The organism is Kocuria rosea (assembly GCF_006094695.1).
Lineage (GTDB): Bacteria > Actinomycetota > Actinomycetes > Actinomycetales > Micrococcaceae > Kocuria > Kocuria rosea.
On the sequence record NZ_CP035103.1, the window covers coordinates 2,864,650 to 2,885,556 of the forward strand.

Annotated in this window: 25 protein-coding genes and 1 tRNA gene; 9 read left to right on the forward strand and 17 right to left on the reverse strand. The window is 73.0% G+C overall.

Going from position 1 to position 20,907, the window contains the following annotated elements; genetic code table 11:
• Positions 1 to 220 precede the first annotated feature (220 nt).
• Together EQG70_RS18175 and EQG70_RS13125 are read left to right on the forward strand one after the other, a co-directional pair.
• Complete coding sequence (locus EQG70_RS18175; protein ID WP_167508906.1) at positions 221 to 979, forward strand: MBL fold metallo-hydrolase; 759 nt, start codon at positions 221 to 223, stop codon at positions 977 to 979.
• A gap of 116 nt (positions 980 to 1,095) precedes the next feature.
• Positions 1,096 to 2,091 (forward strand): IS481 family transposase, encoded by a 996-nt coding sequence (locus EQG70_RS13125; protein WP_126346499.1) that lies wholly within the window; start codon positions 1,096 to 1,098, stop codon positions 2,089 to 2,091.
• Between the two features lie 89 nt (positions 2,092 to 2,180).
• On the opposite strand, the gene EQG70_RS13130 is transcribed toward EQG70_RS13125, so the two are convergent.
• Together EQG70_RS13130 and EQG70_RS13135 are read right to left on the reverse strand one after the other, a co-directional pair.
• Positions 2,181 to 2,594 (reverse strand): phage holin family protein, encoded by a 414-nt coding sequence (locus tag EQG70_RS13130; protein ID WP_035927093.1) that lies wholly within the window; start codon positions 2,592 to 2,594, stop codon positions 2,181 to 2,183.
• Between the two features lie 169 nt (positions 2,595 to 2,763).
• Positions 2,764 to 3,195, reverse strand: a complete 432-nt coding sequence (locus EQG70_RS13135) for a DUF3592 domain-containing protein (RefSeq protein ID WP_017832211.1) — start codon at positions 3,193 to 3,195, stop codon at positions 2,764 to 2,766.
• Between the two features lie 274 nt (positions 3,196 to 3,469).
• Between EQG70_RS13135 and EQG70_RS13140 the strand changes: the two genes are divergently transcribed.
• From EQG70_RS13140 to EQG70_RS13150, 3 genes are all read left to right on the forward strand, one after another.
• On the forward strand, positions 3,470 to 4,303 hold the full coding sequence (locus EQG70_RS13140; protein WP_109243283.1) for a hypothetical protein: 834 nt from the start codon (positions 3,470 to 3,472) through the stop codon (positions 4,301 to 4,303).
• Positions 4,304 to 4,383: 80 nt separating this feature from the next.
• Positions 4,384 to 4,920: a hypothetical protein gene (locus EQG70_RS13145; RefSeq protein ID WP_035927081.1), complete on the forward strand. Its 537-nt coding sequence runs from the start codon at positions 4,384 to 4,386 to the stop codon at positions 4,918 to 4,920.
• A gap of 37 nt (positions 4,921 to 4,957) precedes the next feature.
• On the forward strand, positions 4,958 to 5,434 hold the full coding sequence (locus tag EQG70_RS13150; RefSeq protein ID WP_126346500.1) for a hypothetical protein: 477 nt from the start codon (positions 4,958 to 4,960) through the stop codon (positions 5,432 to 5,434).
• A 48-nt stretch (positions 5,435 to 5,482) separates the two neighbouring features.
• On the opposite strand, the gene EQG70_RS13155 is transcribed toward EQG70_RS13150, so the two are convergent.
• The 4 genes from EQG70_RS13155 to EQG70_RS13170 all read right to left on the reverse strand — a co-directional run bounded on the left by EQG70_RS13155 (position 5,483) and on the right by EQG70_RS13170 (position 7,446).
• Complete coding sequence (locus tag EQG70_RS13155) at positions 5,483 to 5,776, reverse strand: hypothetical protein (RefSeq protein WP_109268795.1); 294 nt, start codon at positions 5,774 to 5,776, stop codon at positions 5,483 to 5,485.
• 28 nt (positions 5,777 to 5,804) lie between these two features.
• Positions 5,805 to 6,374: a dihydrofolate reductase family protein gene (locus EQG70_RS13160; RefSeq protein ID WP_109268796.1), complete on the reverse strand. Its 570-nt coding sequence runs from the start codon at positions 6,372 to 6,374 to the stop codon at positions 5,805 to 5,807.
• 39 nt (positions 6,375 to 6,413) lie between these two features.
• A complete protein-coding gene (locus tag EQG70_RS13165; protein WP_109268797.1) occupies positions 6,414 to 6,926 on the reverse strand; it encodes a hypothetical protein in 513 nt (170 codons plus the stop codon).
• A 112-nt stretch (positions 6,927 to 7,038) separates the two neighbouring features.
• Positions 7,039 to 7,446, reverse strand: coding sequence for a hypothetical protein (locus EQG70_RS13170; RefSeq protein ID WP_109243281.1), 408 nt, complete (start codon positions 7,444 to 7,446; stop codon positions 7,039 to 7,041).
• Positions 7,447 to 7,626: 180 nt separating this feature from the next.
• On the opposite strand from EQG70_RS13170, the gene EQG70_RS13175 reads away from it, so the two are divergent.
• The 3 genes from EQG70_RS13175 (at position 7,627) to EQG70_RS13185 (ending at position 8,979) form a co-directional block, all read left to right on the forward strand.
• The gene (locus tag EQG70_RS13175; protein ID WP_109149401.1) at positions 7,627 to 7,884 is read left to right on the forward strand and encodes a hypothetical protein; all 258 of its coding nucleotides are present in this window, start codon (positions 7,627 to 7,629) and stop codon (positions 7,882 to 7,884) included.
• Between the two features lie 184 nt (positions 7,885 to 8,068).
• A complete protein-coding gene (locus tag EQG70_RS13180) occupies positions 8,069 to 8,638 on the forward strand; it encodes a hypothetical protein (protein ID WP_052132941.1) in 570 nt (189 codons plus the stop codon).
• Positions 8,635 to 8,979, forward strand: coding sequence for a hypothetical protein (locus EQG70_RS13185; protein ID WP_035927044.1), 345 nt, complete (start codon positions 8,635 to 8,637; stop codon positions 8,977 to 8,979). The genes EQG70_RS13180 and EQG70_RS13185 overlap by 4 nt, the downstream gene beginning before the upstream one ends.
• A gap of 194 nt (positions 8,980 to 9,173) precedes the next feature.
• Here EQG70_RS13185 and EQG70_RS13190 read toward each other — a convergent pair whose 3' ends face one another.
• Positions 9,174 to 9,446 (reverse strand): hypothetical protein, encoded by a 273-nt coding sequence (locus tag EQG70_RS13190; RefSeq protein WP_035927039.1) that lies wholly within the window; start codon positions 9,444 to 9,446, stop codon positions 9,174 to 9,176.
• Between the two features lie 36 nt (positions 9,447 to 9,482).
• Positions 9,483 to 9,556: transfer RNA gene (locus EQG70_RS13195), tRNA-Leu, on the reverse strand.
• 288 nt (positions 9,557 to 9,844) lie between these two features.
• Here EQG70_RS13195 and EQG70_RS13200 point away from each other — a divergent pair.
• Complete coding sequence (locus tag EQG70_RS13200; RefSeq protein WP_017832201.1) at positions 9,845 to 10,090, forward strand: hypothetical protein; 246 nt, start codon at positions 9,845 to 9,847, stop codon at positions 10,088 to 10,090.
• 131 nt (positions 10,091 to 10,221) lie between these two features.
• On the opposite strand, the gene EQG70_RS13205 is transcribed toward EQG70_RS13200, so the two are convergent.
• From EQG70_RS13205 to EQG70_RS13245, 9 genes are all read right to left on the reverse strand, one after another.
• On the reverse strand, positions 10,222 to 11,631 hold the full coding sequence (locus EQG70_RS13205; protein ID WP_017832200.1) for an NAD(P)/FAD-dependent oxidoreductase: 1,410 nt from the start codon (positions 11,629 to 11,631) through the stop codon (positions 10,222 to 10,224).
• Positions 11,632 to 11,706: 75 nt separating this feature from the next.
• Entirely contained in the window at positions 11,707 to 13,170 is a 1,464-nt protein-coding gene (locus EQG70_RS13210) for a S8 family serine peptidase (protein ID WP_095650470.1), read from the reverse strand.
• A gap of 31 nt (positions 13,171 to 13,201) precedes the next feature.
• On the reverse strand, positions 13,202 to 14,152 hold the full coding sequence (locus EQG70_RS13215) for a Ppx/GppA phosphatase family protein (protein ID WP_109222560.1): 951 nt from the start codon (positions 14,150 to 14,152) through the stop codon (positions 13,202 to 13,204).
• Positions 14,153 to 14,187: 35 nt separating this feature from the next.
• A complete protein-coding gene (locus EQG70_RS13220; protein ID WP_017832197.1) occupies positions 14,188 to 14,790 on the reverse strand; it encodes a DUF501 domain-containing protein in 603 nt (200 codons plus the stop codon).
• An 8-nt stretch (positions 14,791 to 14,798) separates the two neighbouring features.
• Positions 14,799 to 15,635 (reverse strand): FtsB family cell division protein, encoded by an 837-nt coding sequence (locus EQG70_RS13225; protein WP_109268798.1) that lies wholly within the window; start codon positions 15,633 to 15,635, stop codon positions 14,799 to 14,801.
• Between the two features lie 124 nt (positions 15,636 to 15,759).
• The gene (gene eno, locus EQG70_RS13230; protein WP_109222558.1) at positions 15,760 to 17,043 is read right to left on the reverse strand and encodes a phosphopyruvate hydratase; all 1,284 of its coding nucleotides are present in this window, start codon (positions 17,041 to 17,043) and stop codon (positions 15,760 to 15,762) included.
• A 185-nt stretch (positions 17,044 to 17,228) separates the two neighbouring features.
• The gene (locus tag EQG70_RS13235) at positions 17,229 to 17,963 is read right to left on the reverse strand and encodes a nucleoside triphosphate pyrophosphohydrolase (RefSeq protein WP_017832194.1); all 735 of its coding nucleotides are present in this window, start codon (positions 17,961 to 17,963) and stop codon (positions 17,229 to 17,231) included.
• A complete protein-coding gene (locus EQG70_RS13240) occupies positions 17,960 to 19,084 on the reverse strand; it encodes an adenosine deaminase (protein WP_017832193.1) in 1,125 nt (374 codons plus the stop codon). Before EQG70_RS13240 ends, EQG70_RS13235 begins: the two co-directional genes overlap by 4 nt.
• Positions 19,085 to 19,116: 32 nt before the next feature.
• Positions 19,117 to 20,799, reverse strand: a complete 1,683-nt coding sequence (locus EQG70_RS13245; protein ID WP_109268799.1) for a hypothetical protein — start codon at positions 20,797 to 20,799, stop codon at positions 19,117 to 19,119.
• Positions 20,800 to 20,907 lie beyond the last annotated feature (108 nt).

Here is a 20,907-nt window from a genome sequence, read left to right on the forward strand (position 1 = left end):
TGCGGCGGCTGCCCGTGGTCGGCCCACTGGGGGTCGCCATGATCGTCCTGTGCTCGCACGAGCAGGCGCTCAGTTCCGGTCGGTGCCGGCCGGCAGAGCAGCCGGCGGCCCGGGTACGCCGTCCGGGCACGGCCATGGTGGCCCACCGACCGCGGGCAACCATCCAGGTAGGCTCGTTGCACAGCGCCGCCACCGCCTTCCCCCAGGAGCTTCGAGCCGCATGACCCGATGGACCACCGCGGAGAACCTGCACGACCTGGGCTCCGGCACCACCCTGGTGACCGGCCCCGCCGCCAACTGGCTGATCCTGCGCGAAGGCAGCAGCTGCACCCTGATCGACTGCGGCTACCCCGGTGACCGCACGCTCGTCGACGCCTCCCTGCGGGCGGCCGGGGTGCCCGGCCTGCCCGACGCCGTGGTCATCACCCACGCCCACGCCGACCACATCGGCACCCTGGGCCGCTTCGTCGCCGCCGGCGTCCCGGTGCACTGCTCGGCCGCCGAGGTGCCGAACATGGCCGGCACCGCCCGCGAGCAGATCGGGCCCAAGGAGTCCCTCCCCCGCGCTGCCCGCTCGTGGAAGTGGCTCACCTGGAGCATCCACGCCATCCGGGTCGGCGGCCTCAAGGACGTCACCGTGGACCCCGAGGCGCTCACTCCTTTCACCCCCGACACGACCGCCCTGGACGTCCCCGGGAGCCCGCGCCCGGTGGCGACCACCGGACACACCTCCGGGCACACCTCCTACCTCATCGGTGGCACCGGGGTGCTCGCCTCCGGCGACGCGGTGATCACCGACCACATGGTCGCCGAGAAGCACGGTGTCCCGCAGCTTCTCGCCGACCCGTTCCACCACGATCTGCCGACCGCATCGCGGACCGCGGTCCGGCTGCTCTCCGACACGGACTTCGACGTCCTGGCACCGGGCCACGGCCCGCCCCTGCGCGTGCCGGCCGGCCGGCGTCTGTCGATCCACTAGATGTGATGTCCAGGGAGGTTGTCCCGCCGCAAGGCGGTGAGTCGGGCTGACACGGGAAGGCCTCCGGTAGTGAAGTGGAGCTGTCTAGTTCACCGCTTCACCCACCGGAGGCCTTCATGTCCCACGTTAACGCCGTCCTGACCCCTCGTACACGCCTACGCCTGGCCCGGCTGATCGTCGAGGATCAGTGGACCTACGCCGCGGCGGCCAAGATGTTCATGGTCTCTGCCCGCACGGCCAAGAAATGGGCCGACCGCTACCGGGCCGAAGGCCAAGCCGGGATGGCTGATCGCAGCTCTCGCCCGCGCACCAGCCCGACCAAGACCGCCCCCGGGGTGGTCCGGAGGATCGTGGCCCTGCGGTGGCGACACCGGCTGGGCCCAGTGCAGATCGCCGGCCGACTCGGAATGCCGGCCTCGACCGTGCATGCGGTGCTGGTGCGCTGCCGGATCAACCGGCTCTCCCGCATCGACCGGGTCACCGGCGAACCCCTGCGCCGCTACGAACACGACCATCCCGGATCACTGATCCACGTCGACGTCACCAAGTTCGGCAACATCCCCGACGGAGGTGGCTGGCGCTACCTCGGTAAGCAGCAAGGCGACCGCAACCGCGCCACCACCGATACTCAACGCCGCAAAGGCCCAGTACGTGGCCCCCTGATCGGGACCGCCTTCGTGCATACCGTGATCGATGACCACTCCCGGATGGCGTACGCGGAGATCTGCACCGATGAGAAGGCTGCCACCGCGATCGGGGTGCTGCGCCGAGCCAGGGCGTGGTTCGCCGACCAGGGCGTCACCGTGGAGCGGGTGCTCTCGGACAACGGATCCTGCTACCGCTCCCATGCCTGGGCCCAGGCCTGCGCCGAGCTGAGCATCAAGACCAAACGCACCCGCCCCTACCGGCCCCAGACCAACGGCAAGATCGAACGCTTCCACCGCACCCTGGCCGATGGCTGGGCCTACGCCCGGTTCTACCCCTCCACGGCAGAGCGCGACGATGCCCTACCGGGCTGGCTGCACTTCTACAATCATCATCGAGCCCACTCCGCACTTGGAGGCCAGCCACCGGTCACCCGCCTGACCAACCTCCCTGGACGTCACAACTAGAGCGCCCGCTCCTCGTGTGCTCGAGGTGGTCCGCTCGGGTCCCGACAGCTTCGACGGCGCCGGCAGAGGCCGCGGCCTGCGGTCATCCGCTACGAGGGCAGGCTCCCGCTGGTGCCGGGCTCGGGGACGCCGCGTTGCTTGCGCACCCTGGACGCGCGGTACTCGTCCCTGGCCATCCTGAAGGTGTACCAGCCGATGAGCCCTCCGATCCCGGTGAGGAACAGGGCGCTCCACATCGGCGGCTCGCCCTGCGCCACGGGGGCGAAGAGCAGCACCCAGGAGAAGACGAAGCCGAACCAGAGCACCGTCGTCACGATGCCCATGCCCCACCAGGTGCTGACCTGCACATGGCCGCGGCCCGGAGTGAACCCGATCTCGTCACCGGCGTAGCTGTGCAGCGCGCCGGTGGCCGTCGTGCGGAGCACCCGCTTCTCACCATTCGCCAGCGCCTGCTGGTGCTCTGCCCGGGTGACGTCATCACGCCGCTGGCGGTCCTGCATCATGGCCTGTCCTCGCTGATGGGTGGGATGAACGGTGGGGCGCGCAAGCGCAGCGGCTACTTCTCCCCCGGTCGCCGCTGCCCGGGCATGACGCCCGCGTCTGCTCATCGGTTCGGCGGCCGGGGCCGCCATCGACTGGAGAGCGGCCCCCTCCACGAGGGACAGGTTGCGGTCATGGCAGCGGGAGGACGGTGATGAACCAGAACAGGACGGCGGCGAAGACGACGAAGAACGGGATGAGGCAGCCCAACGCGACCCTCGTCTGGTTCGAGACCTGGAAGGACTCCATCGGGTCCTCCGGGTTGTAGGCCACCTCCACGACCGTCCCCGGCACAGGCCGTGCGCCGCAGGAGATCTCCGACGCCCCGGTGAACGCCGTGCCGTGCAGGTCGGCGAACCGGTACGTGGGCCAGAAGCGGCGTGACCGGCTGGTGCTGCCGACGCCGCTGGTCCAGCCGGCCCGGCTGCCGGTCACGGTGGCCTCCGCCCTCGGCCAGTGGGCGGTCAGCCGCTCGTGCCGCCTGTTCTTCCGGACCGTGTGGACGACGGAGCCGGCGGCCCCGGCGACGAACAGCGCCCAGACCGCGTACAGCACGGTGCTCACCCGGGCATCCCAGAACCGCCGCGCACCAGCGGGGCGGCGGGCATCGTCGATGCCTGACCGGAGTCGAGGACGCAGGGAGCGCAGCAGAGGGCTCGTCGGGGGTCGGCCATGGTCTCAAGCTATCCTCCCACCCGCCGTTGTCCCCGCACCCCCGGGCTGTCACGCACACGGAGGGTGGCAGCCGGGAGGCCTTCAGCACGATCCGCCGGGTCGGCTGGCCGCGAAGCGCACCAGAGGTTCCGCAGCTTGCGAACCCGGCAGTAGGGTCACGCCCATGGGAGACCAGCCGTACGAATCGATGGACGCGCGCCAGACCGCCGACGCCCTCGACGTCTACCTCGCCGAACGCGAACCGGCCCTGGAGAGGCTTCGCGCAGCACTGACCGGCGCCGGCTTGGACACGCGCGAGACGCTCGACGGGTCCCTCTACTCCGTCTCCCCGCTGTGGGCATGGCTCACCGCTCGAGCCGCGCGGCTCGGCGTCGACCCGCGGTCACTGGAAGACGATGCCACCCGCCCCTCCTGGCCGTCCTGGGCACGCCACGGACGACTCGTGGACCCGCACCCACCGGCCGCCACGATCGCACTCGTCGACGGCTTCGCCACCTACCTCGGCCAGCTCCTGACCGCCGCGGTCCCCGCTGCGTCCTGGCAGGTCGGTGAGCACCGCATCAGTGACCACCCGCTGCTGAACTACCCGGTGCTCGCCTCGGACCACCACCAGATCTTCCTGCCGGCCCTGCCGCTCTACAGCGTCTACCAGTCGGCCCACGGCCGCGATCCGATGTCCGGCACCGAGATGCGCACCCACGTCCAGCGGACCGTCGACGCTCTGAACGGGCGAGGACCGGAGGCCGCTGCCGTCGACGAGCCGCTGGTGACGGTCGTCGCCGAGCTCGACTGCTTCGACCTGGGCCTGCGCGAAGACATCCCGGCCGAGCGCCCGGAGATCGTGCCCCTGCTGATCTCCGAGCTGTGCGATCGCGACGGCGTCGTATCGGTCCACCGGTACGGACCCGCCGCCCTGATCGTCGACGTCCCCGGCTGGGACGAGCTGCGCCTGAAGATGTGGTGCACCCTGTGGCTGCAGCGGAACCTCCTGCGATGACCCGCCGGCGTCACGATCTCCGCCGCCGGCCTCGTGGCCGTGCGCGCCGGCGCCCGGACGGGGCCGGTAGCCTCGGCACCATGAACGAGTCCGCCCAGCAGACCGCCGAGGTGCCCGTGCCGACCGGCGGCCAGGTCCTCGCCCGCGCCGTGCCGGCGGCCGCCGTGCTCACGGTCGGGTTCCCAGCCCTGGTCCACTGGGGACTGGACGACAGCGGTACCGCACGCAGCCCCTGGGTCACCTTCGGACCGGCTCTGCTCCTGGGACTGGCGCTCATCGTGCAGCGCCTCGTCCAGGCGCCCCGTGCCCGCCTCGACGTCCACCAGGACAAGGGAGCGCTGCGCCGATCGATCGGGATCACCGCCTCCTCCGGTCTGGTCCCGGACGATCCGGGCACCCGCGTCGCCGCCGGGGTGCTGGCTTGCACTCAGCTGGAGTCGGCGACCACGATCGTGGCCGGGATCGCCGGCGTCGTCGCCGTCTGGATCCTGCGCACCGAGACGTGGTGGGCGGTGACCGCCGTCCTGATGATGCTGATCGCAGTGGTCCCGGTCCTCCGCGCCCGCCGCGGCTGGGCCTACCTGGACGCCCTGCACGCCGCCGAGCGCACCGGCTGACGGCCTGCTGCCCCGGCGGGGCACTAGGGTGACGGACATGACAAGCCGTACGTCCGCAGCCCTGGCTGCCGCCGCTGTGCTGCTGATGATCACAGCCTGCGGCCCGTCAACGGAGTCCTCATCGGCTCCCTCGGTCGACCTCGAAACGTGGGCGGCCAACACCCTTCCTGCTGTCGCCGAGGGAGGATTCTCCATCGCCGGCAGCACCGGCACCGACGGCAGTCGCGCCACCGGTTCGACGACCGATGTGGAGCCCGGGTGGTACGCGGTCACGATGGCGTGCGCACCGGCTGGCCGGGGGGCTGACGCCGGTCTATCCTCCGGACGGATCAGTCTGAGCGGGGAACACGGGTCCTACGGCGAAGGGGACTGCGCGGGCTCACCGGTGACCACGACCGTGCAGCTCGGCGCCCCCGACGACACGACGCCGGAGACGGTCACGGTGGCAGCTGAAGCCGAGGGCTACGAGGCCTTCTGGGGCGTGTCCGCCGCACCAACGACTGCTCCCGAATAGCGCACCTGCCGCACCGGTCGACGATCCGATGACCGGAACGAGCAAGGCCTACTCGTCGGGCACGTAGGCCGGCAGCTCCGCGTCGTCGGCGACCTCCAGCTGCACCCGGTAGGCCAGCACCTCGTGCTCCCGCGTGCGCCCCGGGAGCTGCGTCCCGGCGCCGGGAACGGCGTCGAGCTCCACGGCCACTTCGCTGTCGGGGCGGATGATCAGCTCGCCGGGGTCCGCGCCCTCGTCGAAGGCGTAGTGCAGCGCCTGGACGGAGCGCACGACGCCGGTGACCGGCAGGTGCGGCACGTGCTCGGGTGTCCGGTCGTGGTGCTCCTCCCAGTACCCGGGCATCGGCCGGCCGCTGTCCTGGCTCGGGTCGTCAGGCCGTCACTCGCGCGGGCCGGTATCGTTGGGCGACCGCCCCCGACCGGAACTCATGGCGGTCCACGAGCTCGAGCTGGATGCGCTCGCGCAGACCGGCGAGCAGCGTCGGCCCGTGTCCGGCAAGAACCGGCTGCACCACGAACTCGTACTCGTCGATCAGCCCCAGGTCCGCCAACGCCGTCGGGAGCGTCACGCCACCCACCCACAGGCTCTCGCCCGGCTCCTGCTTGAGCCGCTCGACCGCTTGCCCCACGTCGCCTCGCACCAGCTCGGCGTTCCAATCGACCTCGCTGAGCGTGCTCGACACGACGTACTTCTTCGCCCGGTCGATGGTCTCGGCGAACGGGATCTCCCACTCCTCCATCCAGTCCGGCCACGGGCCCGTGGCCGGCCTCCGCCACGCCGACTCCATCATCTCGTAGGTCACCCGGCCGAACAGCAGGGCATCGGCTCGCTCCATCTCAGCGGTCCAGTAGCGCATCGACTCCTCGTCCGGGGGAAGCCCGGCCTCGTGATGGCAGCAGCCGTCGAGCGTGACGTTGATCGAGTATCGAAGTGGTCTCATCTCGTTGTTCTCCCTTGCTGTGGCGCCGGCGCGGTTGTCTCAGCGCCCGGTCGGTTCCGTGCCTGATGCTCGCTCGGCGATGACGTGCTCGCGCTTCCGCTGGATCGCCCCGACCACCCGGTAGGACTCCTGGGCCGAGACCACCACCGACTCCAACCCGGTGCTGATGCGAACGCTGGGCCCGCCCATCAGGTAGCCGGTAGCCCCGTCGTCCATTCGGCGCCGGCCGATGCGCCACCACTCGGTGCGCGGCCCGACGGCTGCTTCGGTGATCTGCTCGTACGGGATCTGCTGCTGCTTGCGCCAGCCCTGCCGGATCTCCACGGCGTGGTCCCCCAGACTGAGGACGACCGATCGATGCACAGCGAACGAGAGCGCTGTGTAGCCGACTACGAAGACAGGTCCGGTCGTCAGCAGATCCGGTCCCTCCGGCACGAGCTCGGCCGCGACCACGATCAGTCCGAGGAACACGACGGCGATCGCGATCCGGATCCGCCACGGCTGGAACGTGACGAACCGCGGTGTCTCCTCCGGGTCTGCGTGCTCGGCCATGCCTCATGATCGCCGACCACACCGGCCGGGGGTAGACCCGATCCCCGGAACAACGGCCGACATCCCTCACGGCCGCCGGCGGCACGCAGTCTGTCGCCGCGACGCGACTGGATCAGCCGGTCTCGATCTGCAGCTGTGGGGTGAGCCGCACCCATCCCTCTGGTTCCTCCCCCGGAAGGCCGGCCGGAGCGAAGTCCGCCTTGATGCCCAACTGCCCGCTGGTGCCCACGCGCCCGCCGGGAGTGCAACCAGCGACCCAGTCCCCGGCTCCCGTCGGGTCGTAGGTGAGCAGGCAGTCGCCTTCCTCCCCGGCCACGAGGTAGAACTCGGCGCCCTCGTGGATGGCCAGCAACCGAGAGCTGTCGGCATCCCAGCCGTACTCCGCGGCATCGATCTCCGCGGGAAGCGTGTCGTCCTCGGTCTGCTCGCCGGCGTACAGGTCGACCGAGTCCTGCGAGCAACCAGCGACGACGAGAGCGATCGTCACCGCCAGCATCGCGCGCGTGCACCGGGTCATCATCTGCTGCTCCTTCGCTTCACCGACACAAGCCTCCGATGCCTTCGACCGTCTCACGGAGGGCGCGTCGAGGGGCTGAGGCCACGCCCGGTAGGGCAGGTGTCTCCGCCCCGGTGTTCGAGCACGAAATGCTCGCCTGCTCGCGGCCCTCAGGTCGTGCGGGTCGGCCGCGGTAGCGGAGGTGTGACGGGTGTCGAGGTGGATGGGGAGTACTGCTTCGAGACCGGAAGGTTGCTGGTGCTGGAGATCCGGGCCACGGGCCGCGTCGCGGTGAACGTCCCCGGTCCCACCCGCTTCGCCGCCGAGGCGAAGATGCTCTCCGTGATGGACCCGCTGCCGCTGGGCCGGCTCGGTTCCGACCTGGACAGCGAGGTTTGCCGTTGGCCGGTGGGCCCTGATGACTTCAACGCCGAGGACGCGCTGAAGGTACGCGCCTCCTAGGGGGCCGGAAGCGTTTCGAGGACATCTCTCGAGCAATCCTTCGGCTCGAGCGGCGAACGCGGCCAGACGCTTACCGGCTCTTGAAGGCTCGTTGTCGCCGTCGGGACGACTGCTACGGTGCGACCAGCAGGCACCGGGCGAACACGTCGCTCACCGCCTCCGACCCCCCGAGGAGCACCGCGCGATGAGCACCCCCACCTGGCAGAACCCCGAGGTCCTCGCCGCCGCGGCCGGTCCCCAGGGCCCGCAGGTCCAGGCCGTCTTCGAGAAGGCTGCGGACATCGGCCTCGAGCAGTCGCAGGCGCTGCGCAAGGCCGCCGAGCTCCACCAGAAGTTCGTCACCGACAACACCCCCGTCGAGGTGGACTACGACGCGCTCGGTCAGGCTGCCGTGAAGCTGGCGGTCGGCGCCGCGGCCGCCGCCGGGCGCCAGGACGCCCTGGACCAGATCCTCGGGTCGTGGCGGAGCCTGTCGCAGGCGATCGCCACCGACTTGTTCCTCCTGATGCACCGGCACACCCGCCCCGACTCCGCTCCCCCGTCCGGAGACGCCCTGGAGCGCGCCGCCGAAGCCACCGCCACCAGCTTTCAGATGCCCGTGGCCCACGCCCTGATCGCCCTCGCCGCCCGGGACCTGATCGACGCCGACGGCTTCCCGCAGGACGCCTACGACTTCCTGACCACCCCGTGGAACTGGGCCTTCGGCGCCGCCCACCCCGAGGACGACACCGGGCAGACGGTGGAGGGCTCGTGAGCGAGGACCTGGCCGCCTGGGCGCAGTCCCGCCCGCAGTCGGTGCCCGCGGTGCAGTCGCCGGCCGACGGGCGGATGACGCCGATCGAGCTGAAGGTCGTGCGCGAGGACGTGGAACGGATCGAGGCGTACACCGCCGAGGTCGCAGATCACCTGGCCGCCCACCTGCTCGAGCACACCGGGCCCGACCCGGTCTTCGAGGTCTACGACCGCGACGCCGACATGCCGGCCCTCGATCTGCCGGGCGCACCGTTGCCGCTCACGGCCAGGTGGTGGCGGGCCGTCGCCTACCAAGTCGCCGAGGATGTTCCGGGCCTGCGGATCGTCGAGGCGCCGAAGTAGTCCAGGCAATCGGCGTCGCAGCACCACATGCTTGTGCACGGAAGTGGGGCTGCCGGGGTGCGGTCAGGCTCTCTAAGCTGAAGCTGTCGGTGAGCAGCTCACGAGCGGCCCGACACAGCGCAGGCCACGTCGGGGGGCGTGGCCGCGCAGCACGCAACGCCCCTGTCGGCGCGCGCCGCCCGTGGCGAAGGCGATCAGTCCCCGGACATCAGGAAGCCGCCGGCGGCCAGGAACAGCGCGGCCGAGACGGCGAGCAGCACCGGGTAGCAATGCTCGGCCAGAATGACCTCATGGTGGAAATCGTCGGCGTCGAGCCTCGCGTCGAGCCTGGTGGAGTGCTTTTTGGACTGCCAGTCGGATGGCGACCGCAGAACGCGCTCCCACCGGACCTCGGGCCGCCTCCGGTGCAGATTCCATGTCGGAAATGGAGGCCAAATGTCGAATCGGCCCCAAGTGACGGTGAGCAACTCCGCCAGTCTGGGCGGATTGCCAACGATTCTTCGTGCCCCCAGTCAGACTCGAACTGACACTGAGCGGATTTTAAGTCCGCTGCCTCTGCCGATTGGGCTATGGGGGCCGGTCCCGGACGCGTCACCGGGACGCCGCCCACCCTATCGCCTCGTCCCGCTCTCACCACCAGGACGGGCCGGGGCCGCGGCCGGGAACCGCGCCTGTCGGCCGGGCGCAGGATCCAGTACGCTGGCACGGTGGTCGAGCAGCCGGCCGCGATGTCGTCGCATCCGCAGGAGGCTGCTCCCGTGCACCACCCCGCTCTCCCGTCCCACCGGTTCCTGCCGGGATCCGGACGTCCCCCCGTCCCCGCCCCGTACGGGTGCACCCCGATGCCGTTCCGGACGACCGCGGCATGAGCGAGGTCGTCGCCCGGCCCACCGGCAGGACCTACCTGGCGCCGGAGGACGCGTTCCCCGCCGACCTGACCGAGCTGTCCCTGGCCGAGCTGCACGTCCTGCACAGCAGGGTCGGCCGGCAGCTCGACCTCGAGTACCTCGGCAGCGCGTCCGGCGCCCACCCGGTCACGCTCGAGCGCCACCAGGAGCTGAGCGTGGAACTGGACGCCCGCGAGATCGCCCACCCCCGGAACACCCACTGACGGACGGGCGGCCTGCCGGCCCCCGGGGCAGGCGCCACGGGGGCCGGGCCGGGGGCGTCACGGCCCCGTGGAACAGCTCGACCCCGCCGCGGCACGTGGCCGGGACGGGGTCGAGCGGTGGACGGATCGGATCAGAGGTTGGCCTTGCGCGGGGCGGGGGCCTTGCCGGCAGCGGTCTGGAACCGCGTGCGCGGGTCCCGCTCGTGGCGCAGCGTGGTGGTGTCCCGGCCGAACACGAAGTTCAGGGCCCACTCGGTGAAGACGCGGGCCTTGCGGTCCACGGTGGGGATCGCGTAGCCGTGGTAGAGCCGGTGCATCGCCCACGCGGCGACGCCGGAGAACTCCAGGCCCTTCGCCGGCAGACCGGGGAGGCCCTTGATGCTGGCCACGCCCTTGTAGAGGCCGAGCCCGGCGACCGCGCCGAGGTTCTCGTGGTAGTAGTCCTCGAGCGGCTTGCCTGCGCGGGCGGCCATGATGTTCTTGGCCATCGTGTGCGCCTGGCGCACCGCGTGCTGGGCGTTGGGGACGCAGAACCCGCCGACTCCCCCACCGGTGAGGTCCGGGACGGCGGAGACGTCGCCGGCGGCCCAGGCGCCCTCGAGGGGCCCGTCGTCGCCGGTGATCCGCAGGTCGGCCCCGGCACGGACGCGGCCGCGCTCGTCGAGCGGGAAGTCCGTGCTCTTGACGAGCGGGTTCGCCTGCACCCCGGCGGTCCAGATCAGGGTGTCGGTGCCGAACTCGCCGGCCGGGGACTTGTCCTGCATGTTGACGAGCTTCAGGTGCTTGTCCACCGCGGAGGCGAGCGACGTGTTGAGCAGCACCTCGATGCCGCGGCTGCGCAGGTGCGCCACGACCTTCTCCGCGCGCTCCTCGGAGACCTCGGGCATGATCCGGCCCATGGCCTCGATGAGCACGAAGCGCAGGTCGGAGACCGTGAGCCGCTCGTTGCGCTCGACGGCGCTGCGGGCCATGTCCTCGATCTCGGCGATCGTCTCGGTGCCGGCGTAGCCGCCGCCGACCACCACGAAGGTCAGCGCCCGGCGCTTGGCCTCCTCGTCGGTGGTGAGGGAGGCGACCTCGATGCGCTCGAGCACCCAGTTGCGCACCGCCACGGCCTCCTCGATGGTCTTGAGGCCGATGCCGTTCTCGGCGAGGCCCTCGATCGGGAAGGCGCGGGTCACGGAGCCGCCGGCGATGACGACCTCGTCGTAGGTCAGCTCGAAGGTCTCGCCCTCGTCGATGCCCTTGACGGTCGCGGTGCGGTTCGCGTGGTCGACGCCGAGCACGTGCCCGGTGACGATCTCGCAGTCCTTGAGGTGCTGCCGGTGGGGCACCACCGCGCTGCGGGCGGAGACGTTGCCGCCGGCCACCTCGGGCAGGAAGGGGAGGTACATCATGTACGGGTTGGGATCCACCACGGTCACGACTCCGCCGGAGTCCTTGATCCGCTTCTGCAGTTCCTGCGCCACGGTGAAGCCGACGTAGCCGCCGCCGACGATCAGAAGGCGCGGACGGTCCTTGGCCAGTTGAGTGAAAGACATGCCCCCGAGTCTACTCAGAACGCTGTCGATATCGGTTCTCGTCCGGGGCCTCCGCGCCGTGTTCCGGCGCACGCCTCAGGAACGGCCGCCCGGGTCCCCGTCCGGGTCGGCGGCCACGATGCGGCGGATGTGCACCACGGCACCCGCCGTGAGGCCCAGCACGAGCAGCCCGAACCCGGCGAGCACCACGACGGGCAGCAGCCCGGTCTCGTCGATCGGGGCGACGGGCTCGGGCGGGGCGACCTCCGCCTCGACCTCCTCCGTGACGGGCGCCGAGCTCTCGGCCGGGCCCGCCGTGGGGGTCGCCGCGGCGCTGCGGCGGTGCACCCGCACCCACTGCTCCATGCTGCCGAGGGGACTGCGGTCGACCTCGGGGACGTCCTCCGTGAGCGCGGCCTCGACGTCCAGCACCCCGTACCCGTAGAGCGGGTCCTTGCCCGGCGAGCCGGTGTCCCGGGCGGTGGAGACGATGCGGTTGGCGATCTGGGCGGAGCTCATCTCCGGCCACTTCGCCTTGATCAGCGCGGCGGTGCCGGCCACCACCGGGGCGGACGCGGACGTCCCGGCCCACGAGGCGTAGCGGTCGCCGGGGATGGCGCCCACCATGTCCTCGGACGGGCCGGCCACGGCGATCGAGATCCCCTGCGAGGAGGACTCCCAGCTCGCCTCTCCCGTGCGGCCCACGCCGCCCACCGTCAGCACGCCGGGGATGGTGGCGGGGGCGCCGACCTGGACGAGCCCCGACCCCCGGTTGCCCGCGGAGGCGACGACGAGCACGTCCTTCTCCTCGGCGTAGAGGAAGGCCTCGTCCCAGCTCTCGGGCCACGAGGTGGCGTTGGAGCCCACCGACATGTTGATGACGTCCGCCCCGTTGTCCACGGCCCACCGGACGGCGTCCGGGAGCTGCTCGTCGACGCTGCGGACCTCCGGGCTCTCGTCGCCCAGCCAGGTGGACACGGCGAGCACCTCGGCGTCCGGGGCCACGCCCACGATGCCGGCGGGCCGGCCCGGGGCGTCGTCGTCCCGACCGCCCGGGGGCACGTGGCCGCGGCCCGCGGCCACGGACGCCACGAGGGTCCCGTGCTCGGGCTCGGTGCCGAGACCCTCCTGGCCGTCGGCGGAGCCGCCGCCCGAGACGTCGGTGCCGGCCACCACGGCGCCCTCCAGGTCCTGGTGCGAGCCGTCCACCCCGGTGTCGATGACGGCGATGCGCACGCCCTCCCCCGTGGACTCCGCCCAGGCCTCCCGCACGCCGTACTCGTCCAGCCAGTACTGCAGCGGACGGATCCCGTCCTCGGCGATGCGGGAGGTGTCCGGGGCGGGGGTGGCGCCGTCACCGGGTGGGGGTGCCACGCTGACGGGGTCCTCGAGCGGGATGCTGGGGGCGGGGCCGGGCTCCGGGGGCCGGGCCTGCGCCGGCCCCGCCCCGGGCAGGACCAGCGCGCCGGCGCCGACCACGGCCGAGGCCGCCCCCACCGCGCCCCACCGGGTGAGGGCGCGGTGGCGCGGGGGGCGGGGGCGGGGTGCGCTGGGAGACATGTGTCCTTCCGGGTCGGGGGGTCCGGGCGGGTCAGCCGACCTGGGACAGGGCGATCCCGTCCAAAATATCGTGCTCGCTCGCGATCGCCGAGTCCACCCGTCCACCGGTGGCGGCGCCCACCCGCTCGACGATCCGCCGCCACACGAGGGCGCCGCCGCCGATGACGTCGACACGGCCCTCGTGCATGTAGGGCAGCGCGGCGCGCTCCGCGCGGGTCATGGCCGTGAGCTCTCGGCACGCCTGCGCGATCCGCTCGGCGGGCAGCTCGGCGCCGTCGATGGCCGCGGGGTCGTAGGCGGACAGCCCGAGGGCGTGGGCCGTGACGGTCGTGATGGTGCCCGCGACGCCCACGAGGTGGGTGGCCTCCGCGAGGGGCACGGTCTGCAGGACCACGTCCACGGCGTGGTCGACGTCGCGCAGCACGGCCTCCTGCTGGGCGGCGGTGGGCGGGTTGGAGCCGAGGTGGCGCTCGGTCAGGCGGACGCAGCCGATGTCCACGCTGCGCTCCGCGCGCACCCCCTGGGCATTGCCCAGCACGAACTCGGTCGACCCGCCGCCGAGGTCGATCACCAGGACCCGGTCCTCCGGATCCGCGCCGCCCACGGCGGCCGCGGCGCCGCGGAAGGACAGCTCGGCCTCCTCGTCGCCGCTGATGACCTCGGGGGTCACGCCGAGGCGCTCGCGGATCCCGGCGAGGAAGACGTCCCGGTTGCCGGCGTCGCGGGTGGCGCTCGTGGCCACGAAGCGCAGCTGCTCCACCCCGTGCTCCGCCAGCAGCCGGGCGTACTCGTCCGTGGCCGCGAACGTGCGCTCGAGCGCCGCCTCTGCCAGCCACCCGGTGGCGTCCACGCCCTGGCCGAGCCGGACCACGCGCATCTCGCGCACCACGTCGTCGAGCACCGTGCGGCCCTGCTCCTCCCGGGTGTCGGCGATGAGCAGTCGGATGGAGTTCGTGCCGCAGTCGATGGCGCCTGTGCGCATGGGGAGTCCTCGGGGGTGTCGGGGGCGGGTGGGTCTCAGGCCTCGCGCCAGGCGGGGTCGCAGTGGCAGGCGTCGGGGGTCCACCACTCGGCGATGGCGGTGAGGGTCTCGTCGCCGAGCGGGTTCACGCCGGGCCCGGCCGCGAGCGCGTGGCCGGCGAGCACGTGCAGGCACTTGACCCGCACGGGCATGCCGCCGGCGGAGATGCCCTCGATCTCGGGCACGGGTCCGGTGCCGGCCGCGGCACCGATCCGGGCACGCTCGGCGAGGTAGTCCTCGTGCGCGGCCCGGTGGGCTGCGGCCAGCGCCTCGTCCTCGGCGATGCGGTCCGTCATCGTGTACATCAGGCCGGCCGCCTCGAGCCGGGACACCGCCGCGGTGATCACGGGGTGGGCCAGGTAGAACACCGTGGGGAACGGGGTGCCGTTGGCCAGCCGCGGCGCGGTGGCCGCCACGAGCGGGTTCCCGCACGTGCACCGGGCCGGGATCTCGACGACGTCGCGCACGGGACGCCCGAGCTGCCGGGAGAGCACCTGGAGGTCCAGGGCCGTGGGCTCGACCGTCGCGGCCGTCACGCCGAGTCCCCGGGGTGCGGGGGCCGGCCGGTCGCCGGGCTCGTGTCCGTGCTGGGGGTTCACGCCGTTCCTCACTCCGCGGCGCTGCCGCGGCTGTCCGTCGCCGCGTCCTGCGGCGCGCCGGCCCCGTCCGCCGGGGCGGCCGGGACGCTCTGCTCTGTCTGCTCTGCCTGCTCGGTGGTGCCGGGGTCCTGGCCCGCGCCGGGCTCGTCCGTGCTGCCCGGCTGTCCGGGGGCCGCGGGCTCGTCGGTGCCGCCCGGCTCGGCGGCGGTGTCCGCGTCCTCGGCGGTGTCCGCGTCCTCGCTGCCGGCCGGTTCCCCGTCGGCGTCCGCGTCCCCGGCGGCGTCCGTGTCCCCGGCGGCTCCCGTGCCCGCCGCGGGACGGGCGTCCTCGTAGGCGGAGGCCACCACGGACTGCCAGAGGGCGTCCACCCAGGCGGGCTTCTCGGCCTCGACCTGCGCCGCCGAGGAGTCCACCACGGCGCCGTCCATCTCCTCGGCGCCCACCACGAGGTAGGACCGCTCCCCCGGCATCACGTAGAGGAGCCGGTCCCGGGCCTGCTGCTTGACGTAGGTCTCGTCCGACCACTGGTCCACCTGGTCCTCCAGGGAGGCCTGCTGGGCCTCCATGGCGGCGATGGCGCGCTCGAGCTGGGCGATCTCCGCCCGCTGCTCGAGGAAGATCTTGGTGGTCGGCGCCGCCAGGAACACGATGAGCACGGCCACGAGGGTGAGGATCAGGAACCGCCCGCTGAAGGTGCGGGCGGGGACCGGCGACCCCACGGCGCTGGACCCGCCGCCCGGCCCGTGGCCCGGGCCGCCGCCCGTCCCGCCGTCGCGCCCGCGGGTGCCCGGCGCGGCGTCGCGCCCGCCGAGCAGGCGGGTGGTGCGCGGGCGGGGAGCGGGCATGGCGACCTCACGGGGGAAGGGCGGGGACGGGGACCAGTGTAGCGCTCACGGGGGGAGCGGCCGCCGGGAACGGCCGCTCCCCCCGCACGACGACGGACCGGCGGGGCCGGTCAGCCGCCGGTGGTCACTTCGCGGTGTAGCGCGGGAACGCGGAGGCCCCCGCGTAGCGCGCGGCGTCCCCGAGCTCCTCCTCGATGCGCAGCAGCTGGTTGTACTTGGCCACGCGCTCGGAGCGGGCCGGCGCCCCGGTCTTGATCTGACCGGCGTTGGTGGCCACCGCGATGTCCGCGATCGTGGTGTCCTCGGTCTCGCCCGAGCGGTGGGAGATCATGCAGTGGAACATGTGCCGCTGGGCCAGGGAGATGGCGTCGAAGGTCTCCGTGAGGGAGCCGATCTGGTTGACCTTCACCAGCAGGGCGTTGCCGGCGCCCTCGTCGATGCCGCGGGCCAGCCGCTCCGGGTTGGTGACGAACAGGTCGTCGCCCACGATCTGGACCTGGGTGCCCACGGACGCGGTGAGGGCCTGCCAGCCCGCCCAGTCGTCCTCGTCCAGCGGGTCCTCGATGGACACGATCGGGTAGTCGCGCACGAGCTCCTCGTAGTAGGAGGTCATCTCCGCGGCGCTGAGCTGCTTGCCCTCGAAGCTGTACTTGCCGTTCTCGAAGAACTCGGAGGAGGCCACGTCCAGGGCGAGCGCCACGTCGGTGCCCACGGTGTACCCGGCCTTCTCGATCGCCTCGGAGATGAGGTCGAGGGCGGCACGGTTGGACTCCAGGTTCGGGGCGAAGCCGCCCTCGTCGCCCAGCCCGGTGGCGAGGCCGCGCTCCTTGAGCACGCCCTTGAGGGAGTGGTAGACCTCCACGCCGGTGCGCAGGGCCTCGGAGAAGGTCGCGGCGCCGATCGGGGCGATCATGAACTCCTGGATGTCCACGTTCGAGTCGGCGTGGGAGCCGCCGTTGAGGATGTTCATCATGGGCACCGGGAGGACGTGGGCGTTGGGCCCGCCCAGGTACTTGTAGAGCTCGAGGTCGGAGGCGTTGGCGGCGGCGCGGGCCACGGCCAGGGAGACGCCCAGGATGGCGTTGGCGCCGAGGCTGCCCTTGTTGTCCGTGCCGTCGAGGTCGAGCATGGTGCGGTCGACCAGCCGCTGGTCGGTCGCGTCGAGACCGATCACGGCCTCGGCGATCTCCTCGTCGACGGCCTTCACGGCGTCGAGGACGCCCTTGCCGAGGTAGACCTTCTGGTCGCCGTCACGGCGCTCGACGGCCTCGAAGGCACCGGTGGAGGCGCCCGAGGGCACCGCCGCCCGGCCGTAGCTGCCGTCCTCCAGCAGCACCTCGACCTCCACGGTCGGGTTGCCGCGGGAGTCGAGGATCTGGCGGGCGTGCACTGCGGTGATCATGGCCATGGGTTGCTCCTGACGTTGGTGCTGAGCTTGTCGCTGACGTGGGTGGAACGTGCGTGGTGGGGCGGTCGGGGCCCCCGTGCGGGGCACCGGCCGAAGGTCCGCACCGGCGGGGCCGGGCGCCCCCGGCGGCTCCAGCCTAGCGACTCGGCGCCGGTGGCCGGCCGCGGGTGCGGCCCGTGACGGGATCAGTCCCCGTTCCGGGCGGCGGCGTACGCGCGGGCGGCCCCGCGCAGGGCCCGCTCGGCGTCGAGCCCGCGGGCGGAGGCGGAGCGCACGAGCGCGAACAGCGCCTCGCCCAGCTCCTCCTCGGTGCGCGGGCCGCCGGGCTCCTCCGCGGCGGGGACCGCGGGCTCGAGGTCGTGCTTGCGGGCCCGCGCGAGGGTCTTCTCCGCGAGGGCCAGGGCCGGCAGGTGCGGCGGGATGCCGTCGAAGGGCCCGGTCCGCTCGGGCTTCTCGGCCCGCTTGAGGTCCTCCCAGCGGGAGTGCAGCTGCTCGAGGGTCTGCTCCCCCGCGACGTCCCCGGTGGCGCCGGCGCCGAAGACGTGGGGGTGGCGGCGGACCAGCTTGGCGGTGATGGCCTCGAGCACGTCGGCCACGTCGAAGCCGCCCTCGGCGCGCGGGCGCTCCTGGGCGACCCGGGAGTGGAAGACCACCTGCAGCAGGACGTCCCCGAGCTCCTCGACGAGCAGCCCGGCGTGGGCCGCCGGCCCGCCCTCGGCCTCCACGGCCTCGACGACCTCGTAGGCCTCCTCCACGAGGTAGCGCACGAGGGACTCGTGGGTCTGCTGCCCGTCCCACGCGCACCCGCCCGGGGAGCGCAGCCGGTCCATGACCGCCACGAGCTCCGCGAAGCGCTGCCCGGTCCGCTCCGGGACGCCGAGCCCCGCCGCGACGTCGTCGGTGCCGTGCCCCTGGCTCATGCGTGCATCCCCTCGAAGCCGTCGGTGATCATCCCGTCCAGGGCGGTGCGGTCCTCGAGCGGGAGGAAGGCGGCGGCCGCGGCGTTGCGCTGCAGCCGCTCCAGGTCCTCGAGCCCGTAGCCGAAGTGCTTCACGAGCAGGGCCAGCTCGTCCGTGACCGTGGTCCCGCTCATCAGCCGGTTGTCCGGGGAGATGGTCACCGTGAAGCCGGTCCGGTAGAGCATGTCCACCGGGTGCCGCTCGGGACCGCCGCCGAACGCCGCCACGGCCCCGGTCTGGAGATTGGACGTGGGGCACACCTCGAGGGCGATGCCCCGGTCCCGGACCCACTCGGCCGTGCGGCCGAGGTCGACGACGGCGACGTCCTCCAGGTAGTCGATGTCGATGTCCTCCGCGATGCGCACCCCGTGGCCCAGGCGCAGGGCGCGGCCCGTGGCCAGCGCGTCCCGGATCGACTCGATGCCGGCGGCCTCCCCGGCGTGGAGGGTGACGGGCACCAGCTCGTCCGCGAGCAGCTCGAGGGCGGCCCGGTGGCGGGCGGGCGGGTAGCCGTCCTCGGGTCCCGCGAGGTCGAAGGCCACCACGCCGCGGTCCCGGTTGTCCACCACGAGGCGGGCGACCTCGAGGGAGCGCTCGGCGTGGCGCATGGCGCAGAGGATCTGGGTGACGGACACGATGTGGCCCGCGTCCTCCGCGGCCAGCACTCCCTCCGAGAGCCCGAGCCGGACGGCCTCGACGGCCTCCGCCATCGACAGGCCGCCGGCGGTGTGCTGCTCCGGGGCCCAGCGCACCTCGGCGTGGACCACCCCGTCCGCCACGAGGTCCTCGACGTACTCCCGGGCGCAGCGCACGAGCGCCTCGGGGGTCTGCATCACGGCGACCGTGTGCTCGAAGGTCGCCAGGTAGCGCAGCAGCGAGCCGGAGTCGGCGCTCTCCCGCACCCACCGGCCCAGCGCCTCGGGCTCCTCGGCCGGCAGCCGGTGCCCGGCGGCGGCGGCCAGCTCGACCACCGTGGCCGGGCGCAGGGCGCCGTCGAGGTGGTCGTGCAGGCACACCTTGGGCAGGTCGCGCAGGACCCGGTCCGGCACGCGGCCCGGGTGCTGTTCGGCGGAGGTCAGCATCACGGTCGGGACGGCCCCTGTCTCGGTCGGTCTCAGTAGTTCCAGTCCTGCAGGGCCTCGTTCATGTGCTGCGGGATGTGCGCCCCGGTGCGGGGGTACATGCGCAGCTCCTCGAGGTAGTTCTGCGCGGGCAGCCGGTCCTCGTAGCGCACGAAGGCCTCCTCGTCCGCGTAGTCGAAGGACACCTCCGGGGGGATGCCCGGCCGGAAGCGGAACATCATCGCCAGCGGGGCCCCGTTGCCCTCCACGTAGGACTCGTCCTTGAGCTCCTGCACGTGCAGCAGCTCCTCGGGGACGAGGTCGAAGGTGCGGCGCTGGTCCCAGAAGCCGTTCTTCCGCACGTGGGTCAGGGCGTCGTAGTAGGTGCCCAGGGCCCGCACCCGCACGAGCACGGTGGAGACGTCCATCGCCGTGCCGTCCTCGCCGAACAGGCGCCGCTGGGCGTCCGCGAGCCGGCGCAGGACGTCGACCTCCTTGAGCACGAGGTTGCCCTCGGCCAGCTTGTCCTGGGAGGGCCGGTCCTGGGCCCCCGCCGGGGCCCGGTAGGACGGGGAGACGTCGGTGGAGACCGCGGTCTCCGGGGCGGAGGAGTCGTGGTCGTCCCCGGCGGCGGTGCCGGCGGCGGCCGCGGCGGCCGTCGCGGCCGCCGCCCCGGTGGGCGCGGCCGGCTCGACGTCCTCGTGCCACTCCTCGTGGTCGACGTGGTCGGGGACCTCGTGCTGGGCGGCGCCGTGGTCGGGGACGTCGTGGGCGGTGGCCTCCCGGTCGGCGGTGCGGTGCTCGTCCTGCTCCCGGCCGGCCGCGGGGGCCTCCGTGGCGGGAGCGGGCTCCGCCCCGGTGGTCGGCTCGGTGATCGGCTCGGCGGCCGGCTCAGCGCTCCGCGCGGAGACCGGGACGCCGGTCGGCTCGGAGACGGGGCCACGGGCGGCGCCGGCCGCGGAGGACCCGGCCCCACCGGCAGCGGCTCCCCCGGCAGCGGCGGCCGCCGCGGCGGCGGGGACTCCCCCGGCCGAGTGCTGCGCGGCCGGGCCCGTCGGCTCCGATGCGGCGGGACGGCGCTCGTCGTCGGACCGCTCCCCGGTGGGGCGCTCACCGGCGGGCCGGTCCTCGGCGGAGCTCGTCTCCGCAGTGGACCGCGTGCCCGCGGCAGCGGCGCCCGGCACGGGCCGCCCCGACCGCCAGGTGCGGACGTCCTCGCTGCCGTCGGCGAAGCCGTAGGTCGTCACCACGGGGCGGACCCCGTCCTGCTCCGGGCCCACCTCGATGCGGGCGTTCTGCCACGCGCCGCGGGGCGAGGACATGGCCTCGCTGTAGAGGTCGGCCACGGGGTCGAAGAGCGGTGAGTCCTGGTCCACGGTGCCGGACTCCACGGACGGGTCGGCGTCCCCCACGGACTGCTGGGTCTGGTGGGTCATGGTGTTGCCGCGCTGGACGAGCGTGAGCACGGCGCGGTCGGCCCCCCGGGACGTCAGCCGGTCCACGAGGAAGGGCAGCGGTCCGCGGTCCGGCAGCGGCCGGACCTCCTCCGGGCCGTGCTCCTCGTGACCGTGCCCGTCCGGACCCCGGGAACCGGTGCCCCGGTCGCCGTCCCGGCCCGTTTCCCGGGTCCCGGTGTCGGGGCCGGCGGTCGGACCGGCCGGCTGCTCGGGCCGTCCGGTCTCGTGGCGCGGTGTGCTGTCCTCGGTGTTCTTCCGGAAAATGCCTCGCAGACCCAACTGGACCCACCCTTCCGAGCGTGTGCGCACGCCCTCGGTTCTCGTTTCGCGCTGGTTCTCTCCGCAGTATAGGCGGGCCCGGCATCCGGCCCCGGCGCTTCAGCGGCC

Excerpts from the sequence above, each read along its gene's own strand:
- EQG70_RS13150 (WP_126346500.1), top strand. The coding sequence starts at position 4,958 with ATGACAAGCCGTACGTCCGCAGCCCTGGCTGCCGCCGCTGTGCTGCTG.
- EQG70_RS13145 (WP_035927081.1), top strand. The coding sequence starts at position 4,384 with ATGAACGAGTCCGCCCAGCAGACCGCCGAGGTGCCCGTGCCGACCGGC.
- EQG70_RS13210 (WP_095650470.1), bottom strand. The coding sequence starts at position 13,170 with ATGTCTCCCAGCGCACCCCGCCCCCGCCCCCCGCGCCACCGCGCCCTC.
- EQG70_RS13215 (WP_109222560.1), bottom strand. The coding sequence starts at position 14,152 with ATGCGCACAGGCGCCATCGACTGCGGCACGAACTCCATCCGACTGCTC.
- EQG70_RS13165 (WP_109268797.1), bottom strand. The coding sequence starts at position 6,926 with ATGGCCGAGCACGCAGACCCGGAGGAGACACCGCGGTTCGTCACGTTC.
- EQG70_RS13130 (WP_035927093.1), bottom strand. The coding sequence starts at position 2,594 with ATGATGCAGGACCGCCAGCGGCGTGATGACGTCACCCGGGCAGAGCAC.
- EQG70_RS13155 (WP_109268795.1), bottom strand. The coding sequence starts at position 5,776 with ATGCCCGGGTACTGGGAGGAGCACCACGACCGGACACCCGAGCACGTG.
- EQG70_RS13170 (WP_109243281.1), bottom strand. The coding sequence starts at position 7,446 with ATGATGACCCGGTGCACGCGCGCGATGCTGGCGGTGACGATCGCTCTC.
- EQG70_RS13140 (WP_109243283.1), top strand. The coding sequence starts at position 3,470 with ATGGGAGACCAGCCGTACGAATCGATGGACGCGCGCCAGACCGCCGAC.
- EQG70_RS18175 (WP_167508906.1), top strand. The coding sequence starts at position 221 with ATGACCCGATGGACCACCGCGGAGAACCTGCACGACCTGGGCTCCGGC.
- EQG70_RS13225 (WP_109268798.1), bottom strand. The coding sequence starts at position 15,635 with ATGCCCGCTCCCCGCCCGCGCACCACCCGCCTGCTCGGCGGGCGCGAC.
- EQG70_RS13240 (WP_017832193.1), bottom strand. The coding sequence starts at position 19,084 with ATGCTGACCTCCGCCGAACAGCACCCGGGCCGCGTGCCGGACCGGGTC.
- EQG70_RS13180 (WP_052132941.1), top strand. The coding sequence starts at position 8,069 with ATGAGCACCCCCACCTGGCAGAACCCCGAGGTCCTCGCCGCCGCGGCC.
- EQG70_RS13160 (WP_109268796.1), bottom strand. The coding sequence starts at position 6,374 with ATGAGACCACTTCGATACTCGATCAACGTCACGCTCGACGGCTGCTGC.
- EQG70_RS13200 (WP_017832201.1), top strand. The coding sequence starts at position 9,845 with ATGAGCGAGGTCGTCGCCCGGCCCACCGGCAGGACCTACCTGGCGCCG.
- eno (WP_109222558.1), bottom strand. The coding sequence starts at position 17,043 with ATGGCCATGATCACCGCAGTGCACGCCCGCCAGATCCTCGACTCCCGC.
- EQG70_RS13235 (WP_017832194.1), bottom strand. The coding sequence starts at position 17,963 with ATGAGCCAGGGGCACGGCACCGACGACGTCGCGGCGGGGCTCGGCGTC.
- EQG70_RS13125 (WP_126346499.1), top strand. The coding sequence starts at position 1,096 with ATGTCCCACGTTAACGCCGTCCTGACCCCTCGTACACGCCTACGCCTG.
- EQG70_RS13205 (WP_017832200.1), bottom strand. The coding sequence starts at position 11,631 with ATGTCTTTCACTCAACTGGCCAAGGACCGTCCGCGCCTTCTGATCGTC.